Source organism: Nonomuraea sp. NPDC005650 (assembly GCF_040605375.1).
GTDB lineage: Bacteria > Actinomycetota > Actinomycetes > Streptosporangiales > Streptosporangiaceae > Nonomuraea.
The window spans coordinates 56,291-82,180 of record NZ_JBEXCR010000036.1 but is presented as its reverse complement, the minus strand read 5'-3'; the positions used below and the strand labels follow the sequence as shown (position 1 = coordinate 82,180).

General features: G+C 66.7%; 17 protein-coding genes. 9 read left to right on the top strand and 8 right to left on the bottom strand.

Going from position 1 to position 25,890, the window contains the following annotated elements:
* The first annotated feature begins 44 nt into the window (after window positions 1-44).
* Entirely contained in the window at window positions 45-878 is an 834-nt protein-coding gene (locus ABZS69_RS46440) for a sugar phosphate isomerase/epimerase family protein (RefSeq protein WP_355384947.1), read from the top strand.
* Between the two features lie 95 nt (window positions 879-973).
* Window positions 974-5,599: a ThuA domain-containing protein gene (locus ABZS69_RS46435; RefSeq protein ID WP_355384782.1), complete on the top strand. Its 4,626-nt coding sequence runs from the start codon at window positions 974-976 to the stop codon at window positions 5,597-5,599.
* A 134-nt stretch (window positions 5,600-5,733) separates the two neighbouring features.
* Here ABZS69_RS46435 and ABZS69_RS46430 read toward each other — a convergent pair whose 3' ends face one another.
* From ABZS69_RS46430 to ABZS69_RS46415, 4 genes are all read right to left on the bottom strand, one after another.
* Window positions 5,734-7,263, bottom strand: a complete 1,530-nt coding sequence (locus ABZS69_RS46430) for a sigma-70 family RNA polymerase sigma factor (protein ID WP_355384779.1) — start codon at window positions 7,261-7,263, stop codon at window positions 5,734-5,736.
* 203 nt (window positions 7,264-7,466) lie between these two features.
* The gene (locus tag ABZS69_RS46425; protein ID WP_355384776.1) at window positions 7,467-8,090 is read right to left on the bottom strand and encodes a CAP domain-containing protein; all 624 of its coding nucleotides are present in this window, start codon (window positions 8,088-8,090) and stop codon (window positions 7,467-7,469) included.
* A gap of 70 nt (window positions 8,091-8,160) precedes the next feature.
* Window positions 8,161-8,631 carry a hypothetical protein gene (locus ABZS69_RS46420; RefSeq protein WP_355384773.1) on the bottom strand — a complete coding sequence of 157 codons (471 nt, stop codon included), beginning with the start codon at window positions 8,629-8,631 and terminating at the stop codon, window positions 8,161-8,163.
* A 456-nt stretch (window positions 8,632-9,087) separates the two neighbouring features.
* On the bottom strand, window positions 9,088-13,476 hold the full coding sequence (locus ABZS69_RS46415; RefSeq protein WP_355384770.1) for a ThuA domain-containing protein: 4,389 nt from the start codon (window positions 13,474-13,476) through the stop codon (window positions 9,088-9,090).
* A gap of 601 nt (window positions 13,477-14,077) precedes the next feature.
* Here ABZS69_RS46415 and ABZS69_RS46410 point away from each other — a divergent pair.
* The 3 genes from ABZS69_RS46410 (at window position 14,078) to ABZS69_RS46400 (ending at window position 18,282) form a co-directional block, all read left to right on the top strand.
* Window positions 14,078-17,512, top strand: a complete 3,435-nt coding sequence (locus tag ABZS69_RS46410) for a ThuA domain-containing protein (protein WP_355384767.1) — start codon at window positions 14,078-14,080, stop codon at window positions 17,510-17,512.
* Window positions 17,513-17,599: 87 nt separating this feature from the next.
* On the top strand, window positions 17,600-17,818 hold the full coding sequence (locus ABZS69_RS46405) for a hypothetical protein (protein WP_355384761.1): 219 nt from the start codon (window positions 17,600-17,602) through the stop codon (window positions 17,816-17,818).
* An 11-nt stretch (window positions 17,819-17,829) separates the two neighbouring features.
* The gene (locus ABZS69_RS46400; RefSeq protein WP_355384758.1) at window positions 17,830-18,282 is read left to right on the top strand and encodes an alpha-L-fucosidase; all 453 of its coding nucleotides are present in this window, start codon (window positions 17,830-17,832) and stop codon (window positions 18,280-18,282) included.
* A gap of 290 nt (window positions 18,283-18,572) precedes the next feature.
* Here ABZS69_RS46400 and ABZS69_RS46395 read toward each other — a convergent pair whose 3' ends face one another.
* Window positions 18,573-18,884, bottom strand: a complete 312-nt coding sequence (locus ABZS69_RS46395; protein WP_355384944.1) for a hypothetical protein — start codon at window positions 18,882-18,884, stop codon at window positions 18,573-18,575.
* Window positions 18,885-19,283: 399 nt separating this feature from the next.
* Window positions 19,284-19,607 carry a hypothetical protein gene (locus tag ABZS69_RS46390; RefSeq protein ID WP_355384755.1) on the bottom strand — a complete coding sequence of 108 codons (324 nt, stop codon included), beginning with the start codon at window positions 19,605-19,607 and terminating at the stop codon, window positions 19,284-19,286.
* A gap of 474 nt (window positions 19,608-20,081) precedes the next feature.
* On the opposite strand from ABZS69_RS46390, the gene ABZS69_RS46385 reads away from it, so the two are divergent.
* The 3 genes from ABZS69_RS46385 to ABZS69_RS46375 all read left to right on the top strand — a co-directional run bounded on the left by ABZS69_RS46385 (window position 20,082) and on the right by ABZS69_RS46375 (window position 22,576).
* On the top strand, window positions 20,082-21,158 hold the full coding sequence (locus ABZS69_RS46385) for a hypothetical protein (RefSeq protein WP_355384752.1): 1,077 nt from the start codon (window positions 20,082-20,084) through the stop codon (window positions 21,156-21,158).
* Window positions 21,155-21,529 (top strand): transposase, encoded by a 375-nt coding sequence (locus tag ABZS69_RS46380; protein ID WP_355384749.1) that lies wholly within the window; start codon window positions 21,155-21,157, stop codon window positions 21,527-21,529. The genes ABZS69_RS46385 and ABZS69_RS46380 overlap by 4 nt, the downstream gene beginning before the upstream one ends.
* Window positions 21,530-22,150: 621 nt before the next feature.
* Window positions 22,151-22,576 carry a hypothetical protein gene (locus tag ABZS69_RS46375; protein ID WP_355384746.1) on the top strand — a complete coding sequence of 142 codons (426 nt, stop codon included), beginning with the start codon at window positions 22,151-22,153 and terminating at the stop codon, window positions 22,574-22,576.
* A 97-nt stretch (window positions 22,577-22,673) separates the two neighbouring features.
* Here the strand turns inward: ABZS69_RS46375 and ABZS69_RS46370 are convergent, their stop codons facing one another.
* Entirely contained in the window at window positions 22,674-23,843 is a 1,170-nt protein-coding gene (locus ABZS69_RS46370; RefSeq protein ID WP_355384743.1) for a hypothetical protein, read from the bottom strand.
* A 222-nt stretch (window positions 23,844-24,065) separates the two neighbouring features.
* On the opposite strand from ABZS69_RS46370, the gene ABZS69_RS46365 reads away from it, so the two are divergent.
* The gene (locus ABZS69_RS46365; RefSeq protein ID WP_355384740.1) at window positions 24,066-25,274 is read left to right on the top strand and encodes a plasmid pRiA4b ORF-3 family protein; all 1,209 of its coding nucleotides are present in this window, start codon (window positions 24,066-24,068) and stop codon (window positions 25,272-25,274) included.
* Window positions 25,275-25,429: 155 nt separating this feature from the next.
* On the opposite strand, the gene ABZS69_RS46360 is transcribed toward ABZS69_RS46365, so the two are convergent.
* The gene (locus tag ABZS69_RS46360; RefSeq protein ID WP_355384737.1) at window positions 25,430-25,828 is read right to left on the bottom strand and encodes a hypothetical protein; all 399 of its coding nucleotides are present in this window, start codon (window positions 25,826-25,828) and stop codon (window positions 25,430-25,432) included.
* Window positions 25,829-25,890 lie beyond the last annotated feature (62 nt).

Below are 25,890 nucleotides of genomic sequence, written 5' to 3'. Positions count from 1 at the left end.
CTGACCAGCTCCTTCCGCCCATTCGACGACGAAGAGGGATGCCATTGTTCTCCATCGGAGTGAACACCTGGGTCTGGGTCTCCCCGCTGACCGACGACGACCTGGCGCGCCTCGCGCCCCGCATCGCGGGGTGGGGCTTCGACGTCATCGAGCTGCCGGTCGAGCAGCCCGGTGACTGGGACCCGGGCAAGGCCGCGGCGGTGCTGGCCGAGCAAGGGCTGGCCGCCTCCGTGGTGCTGGTCATGCCGCCCGGGCGGGAGCTCGTGGCCGCCTCCCCGCAGACCGTCCGCGACACCCAGGACTATCTGCGGCACTGCGTCGACGTGGCGGTGACCGTCGGCTCCCCCGTGATCGGGGGGCCGGCGTACGCCTCGGTCGGCCGTACCTGGCGACTGTCGCCGGACGAGCGCCGGCAGGTCTACGCCGAGTTGCGTGAGGGGCTGCGGCCCGTCCTGGACTACGCGGCCGACCGCGGGATCAAGCTCGCGGTCGAACCGCTCAACCGATACGAGACCAGCCTCATCAACACCGTCGGACAAGCACTGGAGGCGCTGCCTGAAGAATGCCACCTGGCACTCGACACCTACCACATGAACATCGAGGAGAAGGACCCCGCCCAAGCGGTGCGGGTCGCGGCGGACCGGATCGCGCACGTGCAGGTGTGCGGGACCGACCGCGGCACGCCGGGCGCCGACCGATTCGACTGGCCGGACTTCACCCAAGCGCTGCACGACGCCGGCTATGACGGGCCGCTCGTCATCGAATCGTTCACCGCGCACAACCAGACCATCGCCACCGCGGCCTCCATCTGGCGGCCACTCGCCGAAAGCCAGGACACGCTGGCCACTGACGGCCTCGCCTACCTGCGCACCCTCTGACGCGCGTCGGCGTGCGCCCCCAGTGGCGCGCGCCTTCGCAGCAGCGTTCCTTCACCTCGTTCCGAGGTGTCGCCACACCCCCCAGGAGATTCGCCATGCGACGATTTCTCGCTGCCCTCTTACTCCCAGCCTTGTTGCTGGCGCTGGCGTCGGCTCCCGCCCACGCGACCAGTGCCACCCTCCACAGCTTCCGTGCCCTGCTGTTCACCAAAGCAGCGGGATACGTGCACGCCTCCATCCCGGCCGGCATCCAGATGGTGAACGAGTTGGCCGCGGCCCATGACTTCGAGGTGGTGCAGAGCGCCGACTCCTCGGTGTTCAACGACACCGACCTGGCCACGTTCGACGCCCTGATCATGATGCAGAACTCCGGCATGGTCTGGGAGAACGACGCCCAGCGACAGGCGCTGCAGAAGTTCGTCCGGTCGGGCAAGGGCGTCGTGGCCATCCACAACGCGCTCGACATGGGCATCGAGAACGAGTTCCCCTGGTGGGACGAGTTGATCAACGGCGGCGCCCACATGCCGGCGCACTCGCCCGGCACACTCCAAGGGCTGGCCAAGGTCGTCGACCGCGTGCACCCCTCCACCAAGAAACTCCCGCAGCGGTGGCAGCGCGCGGAGGAATGGTACAACTTCGCACCCAACCCGCGCGGCGACGTGCACGTCCTGGTCGCCGCGGACGAGACGACCTACAACCCCGGCCCCTCCGCCATGGGTCCTGACCACCCGATCTCCTGGTGCCGCCAGGCCGAAGGCGCCCGGGTGTGGGCCACCGCCATGGGACACGAGTCGGCCGCCTATGCCGAGCCGGAGTTCCGCGAGCACGTTCTCGGCGGCGTCGAGTGGGCGGCCGGCGCCCAACCGGGCGACTGCGGCGGCACCGTATGGAGCAGCTTCGAGAAGGTCGCCCTGGACGACAACACCAGCAACCCGATGGAGCTGGACGTCGCCTCCGACGGGCGGGTGTTCTACGTCCAGCGCCAGGGCGAGGTGAAGATCTACAAGCCCGACACCCACATGACCGTCACCGCCGCCACCCTCAACGTCTACACCGGTGGCGAGGACGGCCTGGTCGGCATGGAGCTCGACCCGAAATTCGCCCAGAACGGGTGGATCTATGTCTACTGGTCGCCTGCCGACAGTGCCCAAGACGTCAACCGGCTGTCCCGGTTCACCGTGCAGGGCGACACCATCGACCTGAGCACCGAGAAGAAGATCATCGAAATCCCCGCCTATCGCGCCCGGACCTATCCCGAGCCAGGCCACACCGGCGGCGCGGTCGAGTTCGGCCCCGACGGCAGCATCTACCTGAGCGTCGGCGACGACGTCCCTCCGAACCTGTCGCCCGACTGGCAGGGCTACGCGCCGCTCGACTGGCGGCCCGGTCAGCACATGCTGGACGCCGCCCGCACCGCGGGCAACACCAACGACCTGCGCGGTAAGATCCTGCGGATCAAGCCGAAGGCCGACGGCGGCTACGACATTCCCGAGGGCAACCTCTTCCCGCAGGGCACCGCGAAGACCCGTCCCGAGATCTACGCCATGGGCTTCCGCAACCCCTTCCGATTCACCGTCGACGCCAAGACGGGTTACCTGCACGTGGCCGACTACGGCCCGGACCGGGGCGGCCCCACCACCGACCGTGGCCCCGAGGGCCTGGTGGAATACAACGTCATCAAGAAGCCGGGCAACTTCGGCTGGCCGTTCTGCCACGGTGACAACCAGGCGTACGCGCCGTACAACCCGGACACCAAGGAGATCGGCGCCAAGTTCAACTGCGCCGCCCCCGTCAACGAGTCACCGAACAACACCGGCCTGACCGAGCTGCCGCCGATCGAGAAGCCGATCATGTGGTACGGCTACAGCACCTCCCCGACCTTCCCCGAGCTCGGCTCGGGCGGCTCGGCGCCGATGAGCGGCCCCGTCTACCGCTACGACGCGGACAACCCTTCGAAGACCAAGTTCCCGCCCTACTTCGACGGCGTCAACTTCTTCTACGAGTGGTCGCGCCACTACATCAAGGAGATCCACCTCGACTCCAACGACCAAGTCCTCAAGATCAACAGCTTCCTGGGGACCACGCCCTTCCTCAAGCCGATGGACATGACCTTCGGCCCGGACGGCGCGATGTACCTGCTGGAGTGGGGCACCGACTTCGGCGGCGGCAACAACGACTCCGGCCTCTACCGGATCGACTACGCGGCCGGCGCCCGCTCGCCGGTGGCGAAGGCGACCTCCTCGCGGGTCGACGGCGTCACCCCGCTGACCGTCGAGTTCGACGCCTCCGGCAGCTACGACCCCGACGGCGATTCCCTCACCTACGCCTGGGACTTCGACGGCGACGGCACCGTCGACTCCACCCAGGTCAAGGCCACCCACGTGTACGAGACCCCAGGCCGGTTCACCGCCCAGCTCAAGGTCACCGACAGCACCGGTAAGGAGGGCTTCACCAACATCGAGATCACCGCCGGCAACAGCCGGCCCACGGTGACCATCGAGACCCCGCTGAACGGCACGCCGATCCAGTTCGGCCAGGACGTGCCGTACAAGATCAAGGTCACCGACCCCGAGGACGGCGAGATCGACTGCGCCAAGGTCTTCGTCAACCCGGCGCTCGGCCATGACGACCACGAGCACGAGACCGTGGAGATCCCCGGCTGCGAGGGCGTCGTCAACACCGGCGACCTCGGCGGCCACCCCGACGGCGCCAACCTGTTCTACGTCCTCAACGCCCACTACACCGACGGCTCGCAGGAAATGCCGCTCACCGGCCGTGCCAAGGCAGTCCTGCAGCCGATGCGCAAGCAGGCCGAGTTCTTCGACGCCCAGACCGGCGTGCGCGTCATCGACCAACCGGGGGCCGAGAGCGGCAAGCGCATCGGCGACATCAGCAACAACGACTGGATCTCGTTCACCCCGATGAACCTGCACGCCGTCAAGGGCGTGAACTACCGCCTGTCCAGCCCAACCGGCGGCGGGCTGATCGAGCTGCGCGCCGAGTCCCCCACCGGCCGGCTACTGGCCAGCGCCGCCGTCCCCAACACCGGGGGCTGGAACAACTACCAGCAGACCCAGACCGTCCCGGTGGCGGCGAACGCGACCACCTCGACGCTCTACGTGGTGTTCAAGAACTCCGCCAACAACGCCTTCGACCTGGACGCCGTCCAGTTCGTGGGCGAGGCTCCGCCTCCCGCGATCGAGCCGGGCGTCTACAAGGTCACCGCCCAGCACAGCGGCAAGAACGTGACCACTGAGAACGCGTCGACCGCGGACAATGCCAAACTCGTCCAGATGGGCGCCGCCGAAGACCCCATCCAGCGGTGGGAACTGATGACCGCGCCCGGCGGCTACCAGCTCAAGAACGTCGGCAGCGGCAAGTGCGCCGACATTCCGGGCGGCACGGCCACACCCGGCACCCAGCTGGTCCAGTGGACCTGCCACGCCAGCGGCAGCGGGGACGCGCCCAACCAGTACTTCACCGTGATTCCGACCGGCGGCGGCGAAGGACTCTTCCAGATCGTCTCCGCCAAGACCGGGCTGTGCGTCGACATCAACGGCGTCTCCCAGGCCGACGGCGCCGCGGTGATCCAATGGAACTGCTCGGCCACGCCGAACCAGACCTTCCGCCTCACCAAGGTGGGCGGTGGCCCAGCCGACCAGACCGCGCCGACCACCACGGCGAAGCAGAACCCGGCCGAGCCGAACGGCAAGGACGGCTGGTACACCGCCGCTCCCGTCGAGGTCACCCTGACCGCGGTGGACGAGGAGAACGGCAGCGGCGTGGCCGCCACCGAGTACCGCGTCGACGGTGGAGCCTGGACCGCGTACAGCATGCCGTTCGCGGTGAGCGGTGACGGGGCGCGCACCCTCGAGTACCGCTCGCGGGACGGCGCGGGCAACGTCGAGCAGGCCCGCTCTCTCGCGTTCAAGATCGACACGACCGCTCCGCAGACCACCGCCTCGTTCGCCCCGCCGAACGAGAGCGGATGGAGCAAGGACTCGGTCCCGGTCGAGCTGGCCGCGCAGGACGCCCACTCCGGCGTCAAACTCATCGAGTACTCGCTCGACGGCGGCGGCTGGAAGGCCTACGCAGGAACGCCCGTGGTGGTCGACGGTGACGGTGAGCACGAACTGCGCTACCGCACGACCGACACGGCGGGCAATCGCGAGGAGGAGAAGGCTGCGGTGCTGAAGATCGACGGCACCAAGCCCATCCTCCTTGTATCGGGCGTAGCCGACGACGAGGTGTACGGCGATTCCCAGGACGTGGTGATCACCTGGGAGGCCGTGGACGCCACCTCGGGCGTCCGCACCACGACCGGCACCCTCGACGGCGCCCCGCACACCTCGGGCTCGGTGCTGCCACTGTTCACCCAGGCGCTGGCCAAGCACACGGTCGCAGTGACGTCAACGGACAACGCCGGCAACGCGGTGACCACGTCGGTGCGATTCAACGTCACCACCTCGCTACGGGACATGCAGAACCTGCTCGACCGATTCCGGGCCACCAGCTGGCTGTCGGCGGGCGCGCACGACAAGCTGACGAGGAAACTGACCCAGGCCCGTAAGGCCGAGGCCTCCGGCAAGGACGAAACAGCGGTGCGGCTCCTCGCCGAATTCAAGAAACTCGTCGCGGACGGGAAGCTCGTCCCGCGCGCCGACGTACGCCAGGTGCTCACCCGCGACGCCGACAAGATGATCTCGGTCATCGGCGGCTGACAACCGAACACCCTTAATAGGCCGCTGCCCCGCTACGAGCGGGGCAGCGGCACGGGCATGCTCTCACGAGCGACGCGCCGGATGGGCGCGAAGACGACCTCCCGGCGCGGTACAGGCCCCCGGCCGCGACTTCGCTAGACCGCCTGCCACCTCTGGTTGTCGCCGTCGTGGCAGGACCAGAGCTGGACCCGGGAGGTGGGTACGTCCACGTCCAGGCACAGGCCTGAGCCGACTCCGCGGATCGTGCCATCAGCGTTCAAGGTCCACTTCTGGTTGTCTCCTCCCTGGCAGTCGCGAATGCCGACCGCGGTGCCGTCGGTCTTGCCCTGCTCCAGGGCATCCAGGCACTTCTGGCCGTCGTAGACGGTGATCTGCCCGGAGGGCGTTCTGGTCCACAGCTGGGCGCTCGTGCCGTTACAGCTGTAGACCCAGATCTGCCCGACGTTGTTGCGGCTGCCCTCGGGGACGTCGAGGCAGAGCCGGGTGCCGACGTTGCGCAGGGCGCTCGTGGTGACCGGGTCGATGTCCAATGTCGTGGGCCCGGGCGGGGCTGTGGCGGTCTTCCGGGGATGGCGTGGGGTGGTGCACGACCGCGCCGTGACCTGGCCGCCTGCCCGCCTGGTGCATCGGTCCACGTCGGTGATCCGCGTGCGTGGGGCCGTCCTGACCGTGGAGCCCGCGGTCGGCTTCAGAGTGTCTTTCTGCTTGGAGGTGGACTTCGGTGTGGGTGTGGATGACGGTACCGCCCTCCACGTCGACGCGGCGGAGGCCTGTGGGGGTGATGCCGCTGGGAGATGGGGATCCGGCGGCAGGGTCAAGACGACTGCTGCGGTAGCGGCGACCACCGCTACCGCAGCGGTCACCGGGATCGCCCAGCCCGTCATCCCGATGGCGGCCCCCTTCGATGCGGTGGCCTTCCCTACGGCGAGCGGCAGCAGCACGATCGGCAGCGCGGCCCGCAGTGTGGAGTTGAGGTCGCGCAGCTCGGCGAATGCCCGTGCGCAGCTTGGGCAGACGTCGAGATGCGCACGCAGCGCCCGGGGAATGCGACTGCTAGGCTTGCGGACAACCGTCGCCATCCGGTCGGCGAAACTTTGGCACTCGGGCGAGCCGGCCACAACATGAGCGGCCAGGTATGCCTTACGCAGCCCTTCGCGTGCGCGGAAGGCCAGCACGCTCACATTTCCGGGAGTGATGCCGAGGATCCGTGCGACCCGCTCGGGCTCCTCCTCTTCGATCAGGGTGTGCCACAGTACGGTCTGCCAGCGCGGCGGCAGCGAGCGGTAGGCCCGGACGACGAGGTCGTCGGGAACCTCGGGCTCTGTCACGAGCAGATCGGCGAACTCCTCAGCCCTGAACTCGCCCATCAGGACCAGACGCTGGTCGGTCCGCGCCCACTCGGCCGCCGTGTTACGCACCACGGCATACAGATAGGGACGCGACCCGCCGGACGGACCGCCCGCACCCGTGCGGACGGTCCGTAAGGTTCGGGTGAACGCCTCGCTGGCCAGGTCCTCGGCGGCCTGCGGATCCGCGGACAGACGGCGGGCGAAGGCGAGGACGGCCGCGTGGTGCCGCTCGTACAGCTCCGCGACAGCATGGCTGTCACCGGCCCTGACCCGCTGGGTCAGTTCCGCGTCCTCGCACATACGACCTTCCGTCATCTGATCAAGAATTTGTGCATCCCTCCCGGATACGACGCGCCGGCGTACCTGGCCATGACCTTCTCGCCCGAGCTCCTTTCACTATTAGGAGTGAGTTGCGTCGCGCCCGCGGGTTACGCGACTTCTGAAATTTTTCGGCCCCACGAGCAGGATGAGGCCGGAGACGGTGAGATGAGCCACCTACGCGCCTCGCTCAGGCAGGACTACTTGGCGGCGAACACCTGCGTCCAGTGGTTCGTCCCGCCGGAGTTCTTGGCCAGGCCGACACCGATCAGGGTGTAGCCGCAGTTCATGATGTTGTTGCGGTGGCCAGGGCTGTTCATCCAGCTCTGGACCACCGAGGCCGCGGACGACTGGCCCTTGGCGATGTTCTCCGCCCAGCCGGATCCTCCCGTGAACCCGGCCGCCCTGATGCGGTCCGTGAAGCTGCGGCCGTCCTTTGATTCGTGGCTGAAGTAGTTTTTCTTGGCCATGTCGTCGGAGTGGCCGAAGGCGGCGGCGCGCAGTTGCGGATCGTGGGTGAGCGGCTTGCAGCCGCCCTTGGCCCGCTCGGCGTTGGTCAGGCGGACGACCTCGTTCTCCTCTGCCGTGCCGACGGGTCCCGATGACGGCGGGGGCGTCTTGGTGGAGTTGGGTGAGGGTGCCGCAGTCGTGGGGGACCCCTTGGTGGGCCTCGGGTCCGGCACCTTCGGGTCCTTGGGCAGGATGCTGCCGGACCAGACGTTGGCGGCGGCGGTGTAGACGCCGTACGTCTCTCCGTCGAAGCCGTAGGTGGCCGCGCCCTTGAGAACGATCTGCTCTTCGATCTTCAGAGTGGCGTCGACCACTGTTTTGGTGGTGTTGCCGTAGAGCCACTTGGGGCTGACGCCGGTGTAGGGCTTGTCGCCGTCGGGGTGCTCACCGGGCCGGGTAACCGAACGCGAAGATCTTCTGGCCTGGCTTGATGTTGTAGGCCATGCCCTGACCTCCGACGGCGTCACCCAGACGACCGGCGTCCTCCAGGACGGCGTAGCGCCACTCGCCGTTGTAGGCCCACTTCGGACCGAGATAGGCGTCGTACTCTGCCTTGCTGCCCTTGCCGACCAGCTTGACCTTGAGTCCGTTGTAGACCGAGACGAACGCATAGTCGCGGTCGAAGTCCTCGTAGACGTCGAAGTCGTAGTGGGTGAAGGCCTGCTTGGCTGCGTAGATACCCCACGGGGCCCTGCCCTGGTAGTAGCCCGGGACGAAGACCCAGCGGTCGAGGACATGGCCGTCGTCGTCGGTGTCGTAGGCGCAGTGGCCGGCGGTGGCGACCAGGTTGCGGTACTTGGACTGTACAGAAGTGGCCGAGCACCAGTACGGCTTGCCGTCACGGACGAAGAACACCTTGCCCACGGTCTTGGGCAGATTGATGTTCTTGGACTTGGCGGCCTTCGTCCGCTCGTCGCCGATCGCGGGGATGGCACCCGGCTTGCCGTCGCTCGCGGGAGCACCCGTGGACTTCAGGCGAGCGGTGCGGGTGTTGACCTTGTAGTCCGGGTGGTACTCCTCGGAGTCCTTGAGGGCCTTGCCGTTGCTTCGCAGCCAGAACGAGACAACATCGAAGGCGTCCTGGGCGGCGACCGGCTCCCCGGATGCGGGGTCCCTTCAGGGGCGGCCTGAGCCGGGGCGATGAGTGCCGAGGGCAGAAGGCCGACGGTCGCGAGGACGCCACCGGCAGCGAGGATGCGATGCAAACGGCGTGCCATCCCGGAGGAGGCTTGCGCCCCTGCCGGCGCACTCGGGACCGAATGCCACCGTCAGGGGCGCCGCGCGTCAGCCTGCGCCGGCTCCGTCGCGGAGTCAGTCGCGGCGAAGCGTGAAGTCGTCCACGTCCAAACTCGAGCCGTCGAAGGTGAGGTAGAGCTTGACGGTCTTGCCGGGCACGTTGGTCAGCGGGGTCGAGACGTCCTGGTAGGACTCCCATCCGCCCGTGTTGGGCACGGTCACGCGGCCCAGGATCGGGCCGGTCGGCGAGTCCGTGCGGATCTCGAAGCCCCCCGTCGGGTTGACTGAGGCGATGCGGGCGGTGAAGGAGGTGACGCCGGTGAGGTCCACCTCGTCGTAGGCCGCCCAGTCACCAGGGTTGACGTAGCCGAGCACGATCCCGCCGTGTGCCGGAGCGTGCGGGTAGGTCTGGACACCGTTGGCCTGGGACCAGTTCTCCGCCTGGATGACGGTGTCGCCGGTGGGCGTGCCTAGTTCCTTGACGCGGATGTTGCGGAAGGAGACGGTGTCGCCGTTGCCGTGGTTCTGCAGGCCGATGTGCCCGTCCTTGAGCGAGCGTGCCGAATCGGTGTTGGTGAAATCGTTGATCTTGACGCCGTTGAGCAGCACCTGGACGCGTTCGCCCTCGACCCTGATCTCGAAGGTGTTCCACTGGCCGGGCGGGTTGAGCGCCTTGTCGCGTGCGGCGGTGTCGGCCGACTTGAAGCCGTAGATGGCGCCGGTGGTCTTGTCGGTCGAGTCGGTGGCGTCGATCTGGATCTCGTAGCCGTTGTTGACCGCCGACCAGGGATCGGTGGAGGGTGGGAATCCGATGAAGATCCCGGAGTTGTCGTCTCCGGTCAGCTTCCAGTCGGCCTTGAGTGAGTAGCCCTTGGTGAATTCCTTGGCCTTGTACCAGTACAGGCCCATGCCGCCCGTGGAGGTCAGCGTGGCGTCGGCGTTGGTGAAGTTGCCGGGTCCGGCCTGCTCCCAGCCGGTGGTCGAGCCGTTGTAGAGGGTGGTGTAACCGGTCTCCGGACGGCAGTCGGCCTGTGCGGTCCCCATGGCGTACGCGATGCCGCCCTTGAGGTGCTGCAGGAAGGCCTGCTCCGAGTAGGTCTCGGCGGTGTGGCCGAGACCGGTGTAGAAGGAGCGCCCGCCCTGGTAGGCCTTACACCAGGAGATCGGATGGTCGGCGCCCATCTTCCCGCCACTGTAGGACGACTCGTCCAGCGTGGCCAGGACGTGCGCCGTGGCGCGGGGGTTGGACTTGTAGTCGTACCACTCGTCGGTCCTGGCCCAGGTGGTGTCCAGGTGAGCGGTGGCCGGGTTCGCCCGATCCTCGACCTTGATCTTGGCCTGCTGGATCGCCGGGTGGCTGGAGAACCAGGCTCCGACGAGCTCGCCGTAGAACGGCCAGTCGTACTCGGTGTCGGCTGCCGCGTGCACGCCCACGTACCCGCCGCCCGCCTTGATGTAGGACTCGAAGGCGGCCTGCTGGTCGGCGTTCAGCACGTCACCGGTGGTGTTGAGGAAGACCACCGCCTTGTACGAGGCCAGGTTCGCCGTCGTGAAGGCGCCTGGGTCCTCGGTGGCAGTCGCTTTGAAGCCCATGTTCTTGATCGCTTGGATGCCGGCCGCGATGGAGTCGTGCCGGAATCCCGTCGTGCGGCTGAAGATCAGCACGTCACCGCCGTCGGCGGACGAGCTGCCGGGCGGGCTGAACTTCTGGTCGGCGCCCCCATCGCAGGTGCGGATGACCAGCTGCGCCCGGTCGGTGGCGTCCAGGCATTTGCCGAGCGCCTTGATCGTGCCGGCAGTGCCGTCCACGGTCCACTTCTGGGCGTTGGTGTTGTTGCAGGTGTAGATCTGTACCTCGGTGCCGTCGGCGGTGACGGCTCCCCTGACATCCAGGCATTTGCCCAGCGCCTTGATCGTGCCGACGGTGCTGTCGATTATCCACTTCTGGGCATCCGTGCCGTTGCATTCGTACATCTGCACCTTGGTGGAGTCGGCGGTGTTCGCTCCCGCGACGTCGACGCAGCCGCCGCCGGGCCCGCCGATCGTTCCGGTGACGGGTTGCGTCACGGCCTCGGGCGACAAGATGAAGGAGTCGACGTCGAACAGCGCGCCCGAGCCTCCGGTGAACACCAGGAACAGGCTGTCGGTCGTGGTGGTGACGCCGGTCAGTGCGGTCTCCACGTCCGTGAAGGTCTCCCAGCCGCCGGTCTTCGGCACTGCCACCTTGCCCACCAGCGGCCCGCTCTGCGAGCCGGTACGGATCTCGATGTTTCCGCCCGCACCTGCTGAGGAGACCCGGAAGTGTGCCGACTTGGCGCCGCTCAGCTCGTAGGGCTTGAAGGAGATCCAGTCGCCGTTCTCGATGGATCCGACCGTCTTGCCGCCCTCGGCGGCCGTCGGCTTGTTCTCTTGCTGAACGCCCGACGAGGCGGCTGCGTAGTGCTCGGCCTGCCGGTGCCTGGGCTGCAGGATGTGCTCCTTGCTGCCGGTCAGCTTGTCCTTGTCGGTGTAGGAGGCGTTGAACACGGCGAAGATGTTGGCCGCGCTGTCGTGCTCACCGTCCTTGGGAATGGTCAGCGTGCCCTCGCAGCCGTTCTTCGAGGTGATGGCGTGGCCATGGCTGTCGTGTCCGAGGATGTAGGTCACCTTGACCGCCGCACAGTCGATCGTGCCGTCCTCCGGGTCGGTCACGGTGACCTTGAAGGGCACCGTGTCACCCCAGTCGAACAGCTGGCCCTCGCGCGGCGTCTGGAAAGCGATCGTCGGCGCGGTGTTGCCCACGGTGATCGGCATGCTTGACGTGCCTGAGTTTCCCGCCGGATCCTTCACGGTGAGTGTCGCTTGAAACTCGCCTCTGGCGGTGTAGGTGTGCGTGGGATTGGCCTGGGTCGAGGTGCCGCCGTCGCCGAAGTCCCAGGCGTAAGTCAGCGCCTGGCCGTCGGGATCGCTCGAACCTTCGGAGGAGAAGGCGACGGTCAGCGGTGGCTGCCCCGAGGTCTTGTCCGCGGACGCCTTGGCGGTCGGGCTCCGGTCGCGGCCCTTGATGTACTCGATGCGATACAGAGCGGAGTTCGCGTCTCCGCTGAAATAGCCGGTGCCGTAGTCCAGCACGTAGAGCGCGCCGTCGGGGCCGAAGGCCAGGTCCATCACCTGGGTGCCGCTCCACGGGAAGTTCAGGATGTGGTTGTCGGCCAGGCTGACGGCCTTGATCCAGCGACGGCCGAACTCGCCGAGGAAGACCATGTTGTCCAGTTCCTGCGGGAACTTCACCTCCGACTGCAGATCCGGGTCGTAGCGGTAGGCAGGGCCGCCCATCGGAGACTCCGACCCCGTGCCGAACTCGGGCGGGCTGCCCGCGTCGCCGCCATACCTGATCCAGGCCGGTTGCGCGGCCGGCAGCTTGGCCAGGCCCGTGTTGCGGAAGGAGTTGTTGGCCGGGCCTCCTGCGCAGTCGTATTTGGCGCCCGAAGGCCCGGAGGGGAAGGTGTATTCGTTGTAGGTCTCCGCGGGCGTGTTGGTCCCCGTGCAGTAGGGCCAGCCGAAGTTGCCCGCTTGGCTGACCTTGTTGAACTCCACCTGCCCTGAGGGCCCGCGATCGGGATTGGTGCCGCCCGAGTCCGGACCGTAGTCGCCGACGTAGACGACCCCGGTCTTCTTGTCGACGCTCATCCTGAACGGATTACGGAAGCCCATGGCGTAGATCTCGGGCCGGGTCTTCGCCGTGCCCGGCGGGAACAGGTTGCCCGACGGCACGGTGTAGGACCCGTCGGCGGGATTCACCTTGATCCGGAGGATCTTGCCCCGCAGATCGTTGGTGTTGGCCGAGGTGCGCTGGGCGTCGTAGGCGGGGTTACGGTCGGTCCGCTCGTCGATGGGCGCGTAGCCGGCGGAGTCGAAGGGGTTGGTGTCGTCGCCTGTCGACAGGTAGAGGTTGCCCTGGGCATCGAAGTCGATGTCGCCGCCGACGTGGCAGCACATGCCCCGATCCGCAGTGACGTCCAGGACCTTCTTCTCGCTCGCGACATCGAGCGTCCCGTCGGCCTTCAAGGTGAAACGCGACAGCCGGTTCACCCCCTGCCAGGCACTCCAGTCCGTACCCGTGGCCGGTGCGTCACCGGCCGGGGTGGAAAGCTTGTGCGCGTAGTAGAGGTAGATCGTCCTGTTGGTGGCGAAGCCCGGGTCTGCAGCCACTCCCTGCAGGCCCTCCTCGTCGTGGCTGTAGACCGGCAGCGTGCCGATGACCTGGGTGTTTCCGCCCTTGTCGGTACGGCGGAGTGTCCCATCACGCGAGGTGTGGAGGACTGACAGATCAGGTAGCACGGCGAGGCTCATGGGTTCGCCCGTTTCAGCGGCGCCTTTGGCCAGTGTCACGGTCTGGTAGTCGGCTGGATCGATGGCGTCGTGAGCTCGGGCCGGCAGGGCCAAGGCCGTCATGCCGGAGACGGCCAGGGCTAAGGCGCTCAAGCGAGCGAGCCAGCGGGAGGTGCGGCGAAACATGCACGCGATCCCTTCGTTACGAGGAGGTTGCGGCGAATTTCACCTGAATTTAGACACAGGATGCAGTGAAGTCCAGTGTGTTACGCCGAGAAAAATCGAAAGTTGAATGATGATCGGCAAATGTGCCACGAACGTCCGATTCTTCGCATAAGTACCCTCTGGCGCCCACTCCGCGCGGACAGTCCTCTCCTGCAATAAGGGAGTGCTCACACAGCCTGCCATTACGCGCTTTTTCAAGATCTTTTGGACCATGCGTGCGCCTCGCGGTGATCGTCGCCAATCGCGCCGAACGCTTCAGAGTTACGCCGCTGTCACTCCGTCTTCTGCTTGACTGTCGTCATAAGACGGTCTTAACATCCGGCAACATGAGGGATATAAGCCGGAAACCGGCTGATCTCTGGCGATCCGCCATCATCGGCACCGCTTTACCGCCAGCCCCTCCCCAGAGCTCCCTGAATCCCGGAGACCCCCCATGCGTCGAGCTCTTGCTGCCCTGATCGCCCCGTTCCTGCTGTTATTACCTTCAGGCACGGCCGTCGCCACCACCGCCCAGCACGACACCTTCCGCGTGCTGCTGTTCACCAAAGCCGTCGGCTACGTCCACGGCTCCATCCCCGCAGGCATCCAGATGATCAAAGATCTCGGAGCCGCCAACCACTTCGAGGTCGTCCAGACCGACGACTCCAGCGCCTTCAACGACGCCAACCTCGCCACGTTCGACGTGCTGATCATGCTGCAGAACTCCGGCATGGTCTGGGAGAACGACACCCAGCGGCAGGCCGTACAGAAATACGTCCGCTCCGGCAAGGGCATCGTCGGCATCCACAACACCCTCGACATGGGCATCGAGAGCGAGTTCCCCTGGTGGGACGACCTGGTCAACGGCGGCGCGCACATGCCCGCCCACTCTCCGGGCGTGCTGCAGGGCACCGCCAAGGTGACCGACCGCGTCCACCCCTCCACCAAGGACCTGCCGCTGCGCTGGCAGCGCCCCGAGGAGTGGTACAACTTCTCGCCCAACCCGCGCGGCAACGTGCACGTCCTGGTCTCTGCCGACGAGACCACCTACGACCCCGGGCCCTCCAAGATGGGACCCGACCACCCCATCTCCTGGTGCCGCAAGGCCGAGGGCGGCAAGGTCTGGGCCACCGCCATGGGCCACGACACCGCCGCCTACGCCGAGTCCCTCTTTCGCCAGCACGTGCTCGGCGGCATCCAGTGGGCCGCGGGCACCGTGGAGGGCGACTGCGGCGGCACGGTGACCAGCAGTTTCGAAAAGATCACGCTGGACGACAACACCGCCGACCCGATGGAGTTGGACGTCGCTCCCGATGGGCGGGTTTTCTACGTGGAGCGCAAGGGCGAGATCAAGATCTTCAAGCCGGACACGCACACCACGGTCACCGCCGCCACGCTGAACGCCTACACCGGCGGCGAGGACGGCCTGGTCGGCATGGAGCTCGACCCGAACTTCGCCCAGAACGGGTGGATCTACGTCTACTGGTCGCCGGAGAGCAGCAGCACCGACGTCAACCGCCTCTCCCGCTTCACGGTCAGCGGCGACAAGATCGACCTGGCCACGGAGAAGAAGATCCTCGAGGTGCCCGCGTACCGGCAGCGCACCTATCCCGAGCCCGGCCACACCGGCGGCGCGGTCGAGTTCGGGCCGGACGGGACGCTCTACCTGGGGACCGGTGACGACGTCCCGCCGAACCTGTCGCCCGACTGGCAGGGGTACGCACCCCTCGACTGGCGTCCCGGGCAGCAGATGCTCGACGCCGCCCGCACCGCGGGCAACACCAACGACCTGCGCGGCAAGATCCTGCGCATCAAACCGAAGGCGGACGGGACGTACGACATCCCGACCGGGAACCTCTTCCCGCCTGGCACGGCCAAGACCAAGCCTGAGATCTATGCCATGGGATTCCGCAACCCCTTCCGCTTCACCGTGGACCAGAAGACCGGATACGTGCACGCGGCCGACTACGGTCCCGACCGCGGCGGCCCGACGACCGACCGCGGGCCCGAAGGGCTGGTCGAGTACAACATCATCAAGAAGGCCGGCAACTACGGCTGGCCGTTCTGCCACGGCGACAACCAGCCCTACGCCCCCTACAACCCCGAAACCAAGGTCATCGGCCCCAAGTTCAACTGCACCGCGCCCGTCAACGACTCCCCCAACAACACCGGGCTGACCGAGCTGCCGCCGATCCAGAAGCCTGTCATGTCGTACGGCTACGGCACCTCCCCGACCTTCCCCGAACTCGGGAGCGGCGGCGCCGCGCCGATGGCCGGACCGGTGTACCGGTACAACGCCGCCAACCCCTCCGCCACGAAGTTCCCCGCCTACTTCGACGGCAAGAACTTCTTCTACGAGTGGTCCCGGCACTTCGTGAAGACCATCCACCTGGACGACCAGGACAACGTGCTCAAGATCGACCCGTTCCTCGGCTCGTTCACCAAGCCCATGGACATGACGTTCGGCCCCAACGGGTCGATGTACCTGCTGGAGTGGGGTAGCCAGTTCGGCGGCGGCAACAGCGACTCCGGCCTCTACCGGATCGATTACTCCGGCGGCGACCGCGCCCCCATCGCCAAGGCGACCGCGTCGAAGACGGACGGACCCGCACCTCTGACGGTCGAGTTCGACAGCGCGGGCAGCTCCGATCCCGACGGCGACCCGATCAGCATCGCCTGGGACTTCGACGGCAACGGCACCGTCGACTCCACCGCGGCCAAGGCGTCGCACACGTACCAGGCCAAGGGACGCTTCACCGCCCAGCTACGGGTGAAGGACTCCACAGGCAAGGAAGGTTTCGCCAACGTCGAGATCACCGTGGGCAACTCCAAGCCGGTGGTGACCATCGAGACTCCCCTGAACGGCACGCTCATCGAATTCGGCCAGGACATTCCGTACAAGGTCAAGGTCACCGACCCTGACGGCGGCACCATCGACTGCTCGAAGGTCCTGGTCAACCCCGCGCTCGGCCACGACGACCACGAGCACGAGACGGTGGACAAGCCCGGCTGCGAAGGCACCATCCCTACCAGTGACATCGGCGGCCACCCCGCCGGCGCCAACCTCTACTACGCCATCAACGCCCACTACACCGACCAGGGCGAGAACCCCCTGACCGGATACGCCAAGGCCGTCCTGCAGCCCAAGCGCAAGCAGGCCGAGTACTTCACCACCATGTCCGGGGTCCGCGTCATCGACCAGGCGGGCGCCGAGAGCGGAAAGCGCATCGGCGACATCAGCGACAACGACTGGATCGCCTTCACCCCGATGGACCTCAACAACATCACCTCCGCCGCCTTCCGCATCTCCAGCCCGTCCGGCGGCGGCAACATCGAACTCCACGCCGACTCCCCCACCGGAACCCTGCTGGCCACCGCACCCGTCCACAACACCGGCGGATGGGACAACTACCAGATGACCGCCGCCGTCCCGGTGAAGTCGGACGTCCGCACCAAGTCCGTCTACGCGGTCTTCAAGAACAGCCAGAACAACGGCTTCGACCTCGACGCCATCCAGTTCGCGGGCGAGACCCAGGGCGGTCCCGCTGCCGGTGTCTACACCATCACCGCACAACACAGCGGCAAGAACGTCACCCCCAAGGACGCCTCCGCCGCCGACGGCGCGCCGATCGTGCAGATGACCGCGGGCACGGGCACCGAGCAGAGATGGCAGGCCATCCCGGTGGCCGCGGGCGGCTACCAGTTCAAGAACGTCAAGAGCGGCAAGTGCCTGGACGTCCCCAACGGCTCCACCGCGGGCGGCACCCAGCTGGTCCAGTGGTCCTGCCACCCGCCCGGCCACGCCCATCTCGTCCACCAGCGGTTCTTCCCCGTCGCGAGCGACGGGACCTACAAGGTGACCGCCGCGGCGAGCGGCCTCTGCCTCGACGTCAGCGGCGTCTCCCAGGCCGACGGCGGCGCCGTCATCCAATGGAACTGCACCAACGCCGACAACCAGAAGTTCCGTCTCACCAAGGTCGGCTGATTCTTCGGTCTCGCCCGTAATCGATGGGACCCGTCGGCGCTGTTGACGCCGTACGGGTCCCCTTGACCAGGAGTTGATTCCCGGCCAATGGCCTCTAGCAAGACACCGGCCGCCAGCCCGTCGGTCGCCGGCTGGCGTGTCTGGCAGTCGGACACCGGCCGATTCTGGGCGACCCGAACGAAGCCGTTCAGCCACACCGCCGAGTACGCGGGCGCGGCGCGCACCGTCGACGGGGACACGCTGCCGCAGCTGTACTGCTCCATCGCCAGGCAAGAGAGCACAGCGAAGTGCATCAAACCCCGTTAGGGAGGTAGACCATGCGACTCCGATCCATGCTGAGCTCGCTGATCCTCTGCTCCGCCCTCGCGCTGACCATTGAGCCCGTCTGGGCGGAACCCGGCGACAATTACGCGCCGGATGATGTGTTCACGGCGGCACGCACGCAGTGGTGGCGGGACGGGCACTTCGGGATGTTCATGCATTTCGGCCTCTACAGCGCCTACCGGGGCGAGTACCGGCGCCCCGACGGCACGGCCTGCCGCGACGCGGAATGGATCAAGCGCAACTGCGCCATCCCGTGGGTCGAGTACGAGACGAAGGCCACCACGTTCAACCCGTCCGACTTCGACGCCAACGCCGTCATCAGCGCGGCGAAGACCGCGGGGCAGAAGTACTTCGTCATCACTCATCGGGTCGTCCACCCGGGCGAGCAGGGCCGGGGTGAGGGACGAGGTCACCGCGTTGTTCTGCGTCGAGGGATCCACCTTTAGCTCCGCGATAGGCAGCGGCGCCAGGCCGTCGATCACCGCGAAGTTCTGCCACGCCGTCCATTCCGAGGCCGTGCCACCGGCCGTGGCGCGCGCCCGCCAGCGGACCTGCCATTCGTTGGACAGCGTCCCGGCGGGAATCTGGATCATCGCCTGTGTGGCGGACTCGACGTTGTCCACCGCGCCGGTCCAGATCTGGCCGGTCCCTTGCGCGGGGGCTGCGGGGTCGTGCTCCACCTCGACTTCGACCCTCGACGGGCAGGTCCTGTGGGTCCGCGACGAATGCCTGGAGTTTAGGATCGAGTACGGAGGCGACCAGCGTGCCCGACACCAGCTCGGAAGGTGTGACCGACAACTCGCTCAGCACCGGCCCCACCGGCGGATCCGGAGGACACGTGGCGGACGGTGCGGGCGTCGGCTGTGGTGGGCACATGCGCAGGTGCCTGGCCGCCGTTGGCGCGGACGGCCGAGGCAACGAACTGCTCGGCCAACTCCGCACTCTCCCGGGCATGCACCTCCCAGTGCACGACGTAGCGAGAGTAGCTGTCGAGCATGACGTACAGGTCGTAGTAGGCGCCCTTGACCGCTCCCTTCAGCTTGGTGATGTCCCCAGGTGAAGACCTCCGACGGCGCGCGGGCGACCAGTTCGGGCCGCACCCGGGCCGCGTGCGTGGCCTGGCGTCGGCGTTCGCGTAGCTCGCCGCACTCGCGCAGCAGCCGGTACATGGTGGAGATCGAGCACAGGTAAACGCCCTCGTCCAGCAGCGTGGCCCACACCTGCGCCGGAGCCTTGTCGACGAACCGCGGCGAGCGTAAGACAGCCAGCACCCGCGCCCGCTCCTCCTCGCTCAGCGCCGCCGGATGCGGCGTGGGCGTCGGGCGCGGACCGAGCACCACCGTCCGTGGATGGCGGTGGCGGTGCACGGTGGCCCGCGACTTGCCTGACAGGGCGCACGCCGCAGTCACGCCGAGCACGGGCTCCAGCGCGATGAACGCCTCATCGATCACTTTCTGGGCGGCGCGTCGCTGTCCGCGCTCTCGGAGAGCAGTTCCAAGAGCGCGTGCGCTGTTCCCATGATCTCCAGCGCGGTCTTGGTCTTGGCCAGCTCCCGCTCGGCCTTCTCCGCCCGCGCCCGCAGCCGCTCGTTCTCCTTTTCCGCCTCGCTCTTGCGCGTCTTCGGGCCAGACGGCTTGGCCGCCAGCGCGTTCAACGCGCCCGCATCGCGGGCCTTGCGCCACTCGATGATGTGGGAGTGATACAGCCCATCACGGCGCAGTAACGCACCCTTGGCTCCCGGCTCGGTCGCCGCGCCGTAGACCTCGACCATCGCCTTGTACTCCGGCGTGAACGAGCGCCGCTTCGGCCAATCCGATCGAGGTCAGTCACCCTTGCCCACCTCACCATCATCGGTGAGATCCCTGCGAAGCTCGGCCACGGTCAAGGTCACTGTCACTGTCACTGTCCGAAAGATACCGCTCTCGCCCTCTTTGAATCACAGAAGACTACTTCGTCCCCGGGTCTCACGAAAGTCTGACAGAGAGGGTCTCGACGAGACACGCGTCTACCAGCAGGCGCTGACCGCGGCACAAGTGAACCAACTAGTGAACCCGCAACCCCCCGAGACACCGGCCAAGGCCGACGCTCGGGCTTCGACGGCACAGGCGGCAGGCTTCGACTACGAGCACATGACGCTCGAACAGTGCGAGGCCGAACGCGACAATCGGGTCGGGGAGAGCGGAACGTGGAACACCGGCCGAGGCTGGGACAAGCTCGTTCCGTATGGGGCTGCTGGAGCCGCCATATGCTGTTCGTCATCTACGAGAAGACGGAGAAACGCGACAAGAAATGCGACTGCAAGGTCACCGTAGAAAATGTCGACGACTTCCTGAACTTTGACATGACCGTGGTCATGCATAGTTATCTCGGTGACAGCAGCGGCCTATCGGTCGTGGGTGGGGCCGGCAGCGGACGAGGTCCCCGAGACATCAAGGTATGGACCAGAGTTGACAACTTCTGGACCGAGGACGACGATTTCTTCAACTCGCTTCTCGGCCTCGACAACACCGACCCCGAAGACCTCGACAACACGCTCAAGCTCGAACTTGAGGTCACCGGCGGGTCAACAGCCTGTTCCACCATCTACTCCTCCGGCGACAACGGTGGGCTCACCCGTACCGCGAGGATGAAGAAATGGATAGACGATGGGGACGACGTCTTCATCTTCCACTCGGAGAACGGAAGCCCGAGTCGCTGCACCATCATGCCGTGGCTCATCTACAACAACCCGCTGACATCGGGGAACGGTGACCAGCAAGTGGTCGCGGGCTGGGGTGAGGGTACCTGGCTCACCACTGGGAACCAGCAGTTGCGGGACAGTGCACCGCAGGTGCGCTGTGACAACATCCCGATGGGATCCGTGGCCGGAAACTACGCCGGTGGCTGCGTTTTCTACGGCTCTAGCCGCGTTTACCGCATGTCCACCACCGACTTGAACAACGGGGCCGTGGCCAGGCACATTAACCTCGCATTCACAAAACCGCAGGACACCGTGCCCCTCAAGACGGACGGAGCTAAACGCATTCGGGGGAACTGGAATGCCAGCCACTCCACTCCGGAAGGGAAGCCGCTCGAGCGGATCTACACCAACACGAACAGATACAAAGACAACATCAAGGCAAAGGACAAGGTCTGCGACGAGTTCTTCGACCAGCGACCCCGGCAGGTGACAGGAGAACCCGACAAGACGAAGTGGGAACAGTGTGACGAGTTCCCGTTCGCGTCCACCAAGCAGGGAACCGCTTACGAGGATCCCACCTACGGCAAGAACAACTCCTCCGTGCTCAGCATTCTGGGCACCAGCAAAAGCAACAGCCGATGATCGTGGCCGCCTTCCCGCTCAACGTCTGCCGCCCCTGCCCGGTACGGACCTTGTGCACCAGCGCCCAGCGCAGCGGCCGCCACCTCACCCTGCACCCACGAGCGATCCAGGAAACCCTCGACGCCGCCCGCGCCGAACAGACCACCCCCGTCTGGCGCGACCGCTACGCCCTCCGGTGCGGCATCGAGGCCACCATCCATCAAGCCGTCACCGGCCTACGCCGCGCCCGATACCGCGGCATCAAGAAGGTCCGTCTCGAACACATCGTCTGCGCCATTGCGGTCAATCTGATCCGCCTGGACGCCTGGTGGAACCGCCCCTCCCTGGAACGAAACGGACCAGCCAGCTGGCCCGACTCGAACCAACCCTGACCGGCTGAAACGAGTTAACCAGCAGGGTCCTTCACCCCAGAAGGCCGATGTCGATCATGGTGTGTGCGGATTTGGTGCGTGCGAGCACGCACGGAGCGCGTAACCGCTAGACGAGAATTCTAGAACGCGTCCGATTCCGCATAACCACAGGCCAGAACATGATCAAAGCGCGTCCCGCAGGATTCGGACCTGCGACCGTCGGATTAGGCAGTCGAAGTCCACGGAATCCGTGCGCGAGCCATACCAAAGTTCGAGACAAGGCATTCTGTACATGTTCAGCAAATCATTGACAACGCGCTGCTTTCGATAAATCAAGCGTTGGCCGCCAGCGCGATCGAACGTAAAGACTAGATCAAGCTTCGTCTCGACTCATCTCGAAAGCGCAGACATCGGAGTTGCGAGCACTGCGGCCATCGGATTAGAAGCAAGACCTTTAAGTGCCGCCCTGTGCCTTTGGGTGATGGTTCGTGCCGCCTCAGCGCGTTTTGCGTGTCAGGCAGTGCCGGGTCCTGACGACGTGTGACGGGGCGTACGAGCACGCGCCGAGCACGGCGGCATCCCTCACCCCAGGAACCCGAACGACCATAATGGATAGCCTGGCGACTGTTGAGAGGAGGCCGAATGGACCTCGCTAGGCACCCCCTGACGGACTTCGAGCAGAGCCTCGTCGATGTCGCCGACGACCGGGGCTTCACCCTCACTCACCTCGTGAAGTACTACTGCGAACTAAGTCATCCTGACAGCCACATCACGTGCTACCTCGACCGGCAACGCACCCCTCACAACACGATCGCCGTCATGATTCACCCCGAAACCGATGTAACCCCGCTGCACGCTGTTCACGGCCTCACTGTCCAGTCCGACCTACGGCATGGCTCGAACATGCGCCGATTCCCCAAGAGACTGCACACCGGCACGGAGCCGATCACCTACGCTCGCCTGATCCAATGCGCCGGCCTGAGCGCCTTCGGCCGCCTGCTGAACGCACTCGTGACAGCCAGCACCCCACGCTCGCGCAACTTTCAACCGGAAGGCGCAAACCCGTGAGAACGCGTCTCTGCTCCTCGGCGATCAGGCCCTGACCAACCATCTTGCCGCCGCTCAGTCCCTGAACCACATCACGCGGAAAGCGCAACGGCCCGCCCTATTCGATGCGGCGCAGGTCCATGTTGTCGGATCCGTCCCACCGGTTGTTCGCGGCTGCCCGGCGGGATCGCTCTGCCAGTTCGCCGGTCAGGCCGGTGCGCTCGATGCACCATTCGACCCACTGCGGCAGCAGATCGAGTATGGCCTCGGCGTATTTCTCGATGTACCCGTCCGCGACGAGGATCACGGCGTGCTCGATCCGATGCGGGGAGCAGGCATAGTAGCCGGGCCCGGACAGGCGGGACCAACTGTCGGCGAGCGTGGCGACATCTTCCCGTTCGGGGCTGCGGTCACCTCGATCGCGTAGCCAGGCGGCGAAGTCGTCGATGATCGGGTTCAGGTCCTGCTGAGGATGGGGCTCAGGAACGACGGCGAACGACTCGCAGAGCGAGCGGGCGCGCTGGCACAGGCGGAAATGCTCGGCGATGAGCTGTTTCGACTCACCGCCGATCAGCAGGGCGCCCACGAGATCAGAACGGCACAGCGGATCCAGCAGGTCGCGGGCGGTGGCCTGGTCGCACGGAGCCGGTTGGGCGAAGGCGGGTGCCGCGTGCGTCCCGACGGCGGCCCGCCACTCAGCCAACGCTTCCTGCGGTGAGCCGAAGACGCCGGCGTGCACGACCCGGTCTCCGGTGCAGTGGTCGATGTCCCAGCAGTACCAGTGCGGGTCCTGCCCGCCCCAGGCGAAGGGGGCCAGGAGCGCGTACCGCGAGCCGTACGCGTCAGCCAGCAGCAGTGGCTCCCCGGCTGGAGCGGCCCGGAGAACGTCACTCGGCCACCCGGGAGCGATGCCGGCCTTCGCCAAGGCCGCCGTGGTGTCCTCGACGGCTTCGCGAACGGCGAGGTCGGGATCGCGGCGCAGCATCTGCCCGCTGGACGGCGGGGTCATCGCGGCGAGCCCGTGCAGCATCCGCCACAGGTCACCCACCTGCCCGCCGGTGCGCGCGGCGAGCTGGATCTCGTCGCGGACGAGGTCAGCCAGAGCGGCCAGGTACTGGTCCCAGTGGAAACCCATGGTCTCGGTCTGCGTACGTGTCCATAGCTCCTCCCCGACCAGGTCGACGACGGCGTTCTCCAGCCGCAGAGGCGAGTGGGCGGGCAGGTCGGCGAGGCGCTCGATGATCGCATTCTGGGAGTCCGGCCACCATTGATTCCCAGCGGTCCCCAACAGCGACTCAAGCAGCCCGGCACGAGGATCGGGTGCGGGCTGACGGGCGGCGAGTTGCAGCGCGCGCCGGGCAGGATGACCGCTGACTCCCCGGGTGGGGTTTGCTTTCGCTTTACGCTTCTTCGCCACGGCACCCGATCCTAGGGTGCTCATGGGCCAGGAAGGGCTCGTTCGCGCGGCGCGGGCGGCTGAGGCCGAACGCCGCGCCATACTCTGAACGCCATGCAAGGGGAGTTGCGAGCGTTCACCGAGTGGGTGGGCGAAGGCCGGAAGCTGACCCAGACAGGGAAACTGACGCTGTCGGACGCGCGGACGCTGGTGGCGCTGCTGAAGACCGGCGACGAGATCGACCCCAAGATCGGCGACCGGGTGTTCCGGACGCAGAGCAGCACCGAACTGCCCGAATTGAACCTGATCGTGGAATGGGCCAAAGCGACCGGGCTGGTTAGGGCGGTCAAGGGACGACTGCTGCCGGTGAAGAAGGCGGCGCCACTGCTGAACGCCCCGAAGCGATTGTGGGAGGCGTCGTTCATGGCGTTGGGGAAGATGAGCCAGGCGCTCTTCCCCAAGAACGACTGGTACTCGTCCCTGGTCGGCGAGGAGTTTGCGCTCATCTGGCGGGCGCTGCAGCGTAGGTTGCACGGCGGACCGGTGCCCGTCGCGGATCTGCGGGAGCTGGCCTGGCAGATCGCATCGCCGTACTACGAGATGCGCGACCCGCAAGCGCAACGGCGAATGGCCGATCAGGACCTCGATCGGCTGCTGACCGTCCTGGCCCAGCTGGGCGCGGTGGAGCTCACGGAAGAGACGGCGACCCTGACCCCGGCCGCGGTGACCACCGTGCGGCGCAGCCTGGGCGAGGCCGCATCTGGAGAGCCGATCTACCAGATCCGGGTGACGCTCCAGGAGAGCGCGGACCCGGTGATCTGGCGGCGCCTGCTCGTCTCCCCCGGGATCACGCTCGCCAGGCTGCACTACATCCTGGTCACGGTGATGGGCTGGCAGGACAGTCATCTCCACCTGTTCAGGGTCGGCGGTGTCCTGTACGGCCAACCGTCCCGTGAGTGGGATCTGGACGTTGTGGACGAGGGGAAGACCTCCCTGGCGGAGGTGCTCGCACAGGTCAGGGCAGCCATCGAGTACGAATACGACCTGGGTGACAGTTGGCGGCACGACATCGTGCTGGAGGAGATCCTCACCGCGGAGGAAGGCGTCCGTTACCCGGTGCTGTTGGGCGGGGAGGGCGCCTGCCCGCCAGAGGACGTCGGCGGCATCGGAGGCTACGCATACTTCCGTCTGGTGCTGGCCGATCCCGAGCACGACGAGCACGATGAATATGTCCGCCGGGCCGGTCTGGACAGCGCGCAGGAATTCGACCCGGCCAGGTTCGCCGTTGAAGCCGCTCGCCGAGCGCTGGCCTCGGCCGGGTGATCAGACGCGCAGCCCGCGGGCCTTCCCGCCGCGGTACTCCCCCAGTGTGCTCGGTCGGGACTCATCGCGGCAGCGCCAGCCGCCTCATTTCGGAGCTTCCCGTACTCCGGGCACTTGACCTGAGGTCACCCCTGATCGCATGCAAGCTCTGATAGCTAGGCGCGTGCCGAGGGCAGGCTGGAGCGGCTGACGGCCAGGTACGTCTCCGGCGTTGCCGCTTCGAGGAGCCCCTCGCCGCCTTTCAGGTCGAGTTCCGGATCCTGGGGACGGCGCAGCAGATCACTCCAGTCGCTTGTCGCTTCCCGCTCGTAGGCGTAACGGAGCAGGGGGCGGGCTTCCTCCTGCTGCTCACGGAAGATCCGCCGCTGCTGCGCCGCCGGCTCGGATGGGAACTGGGCGAGCCGGCGTACCGCGCGTTCGAAGCGGTGGCCGTGCTCAAGCGCCAGCGTCACCTGCGCGAACGTGAACTCGGCGACTGGCACCGCGTTGGCGGCGGCGGCCGACACGATCGGGATGCCGACCGCCCAGAACTCGTCGGTGACGATCGGCCGCACCGATCCACCGCCGTAGAAGACCGCACGGAGCCTGGTCGCGTGGGAAAGCAGAGTGCGGTCGA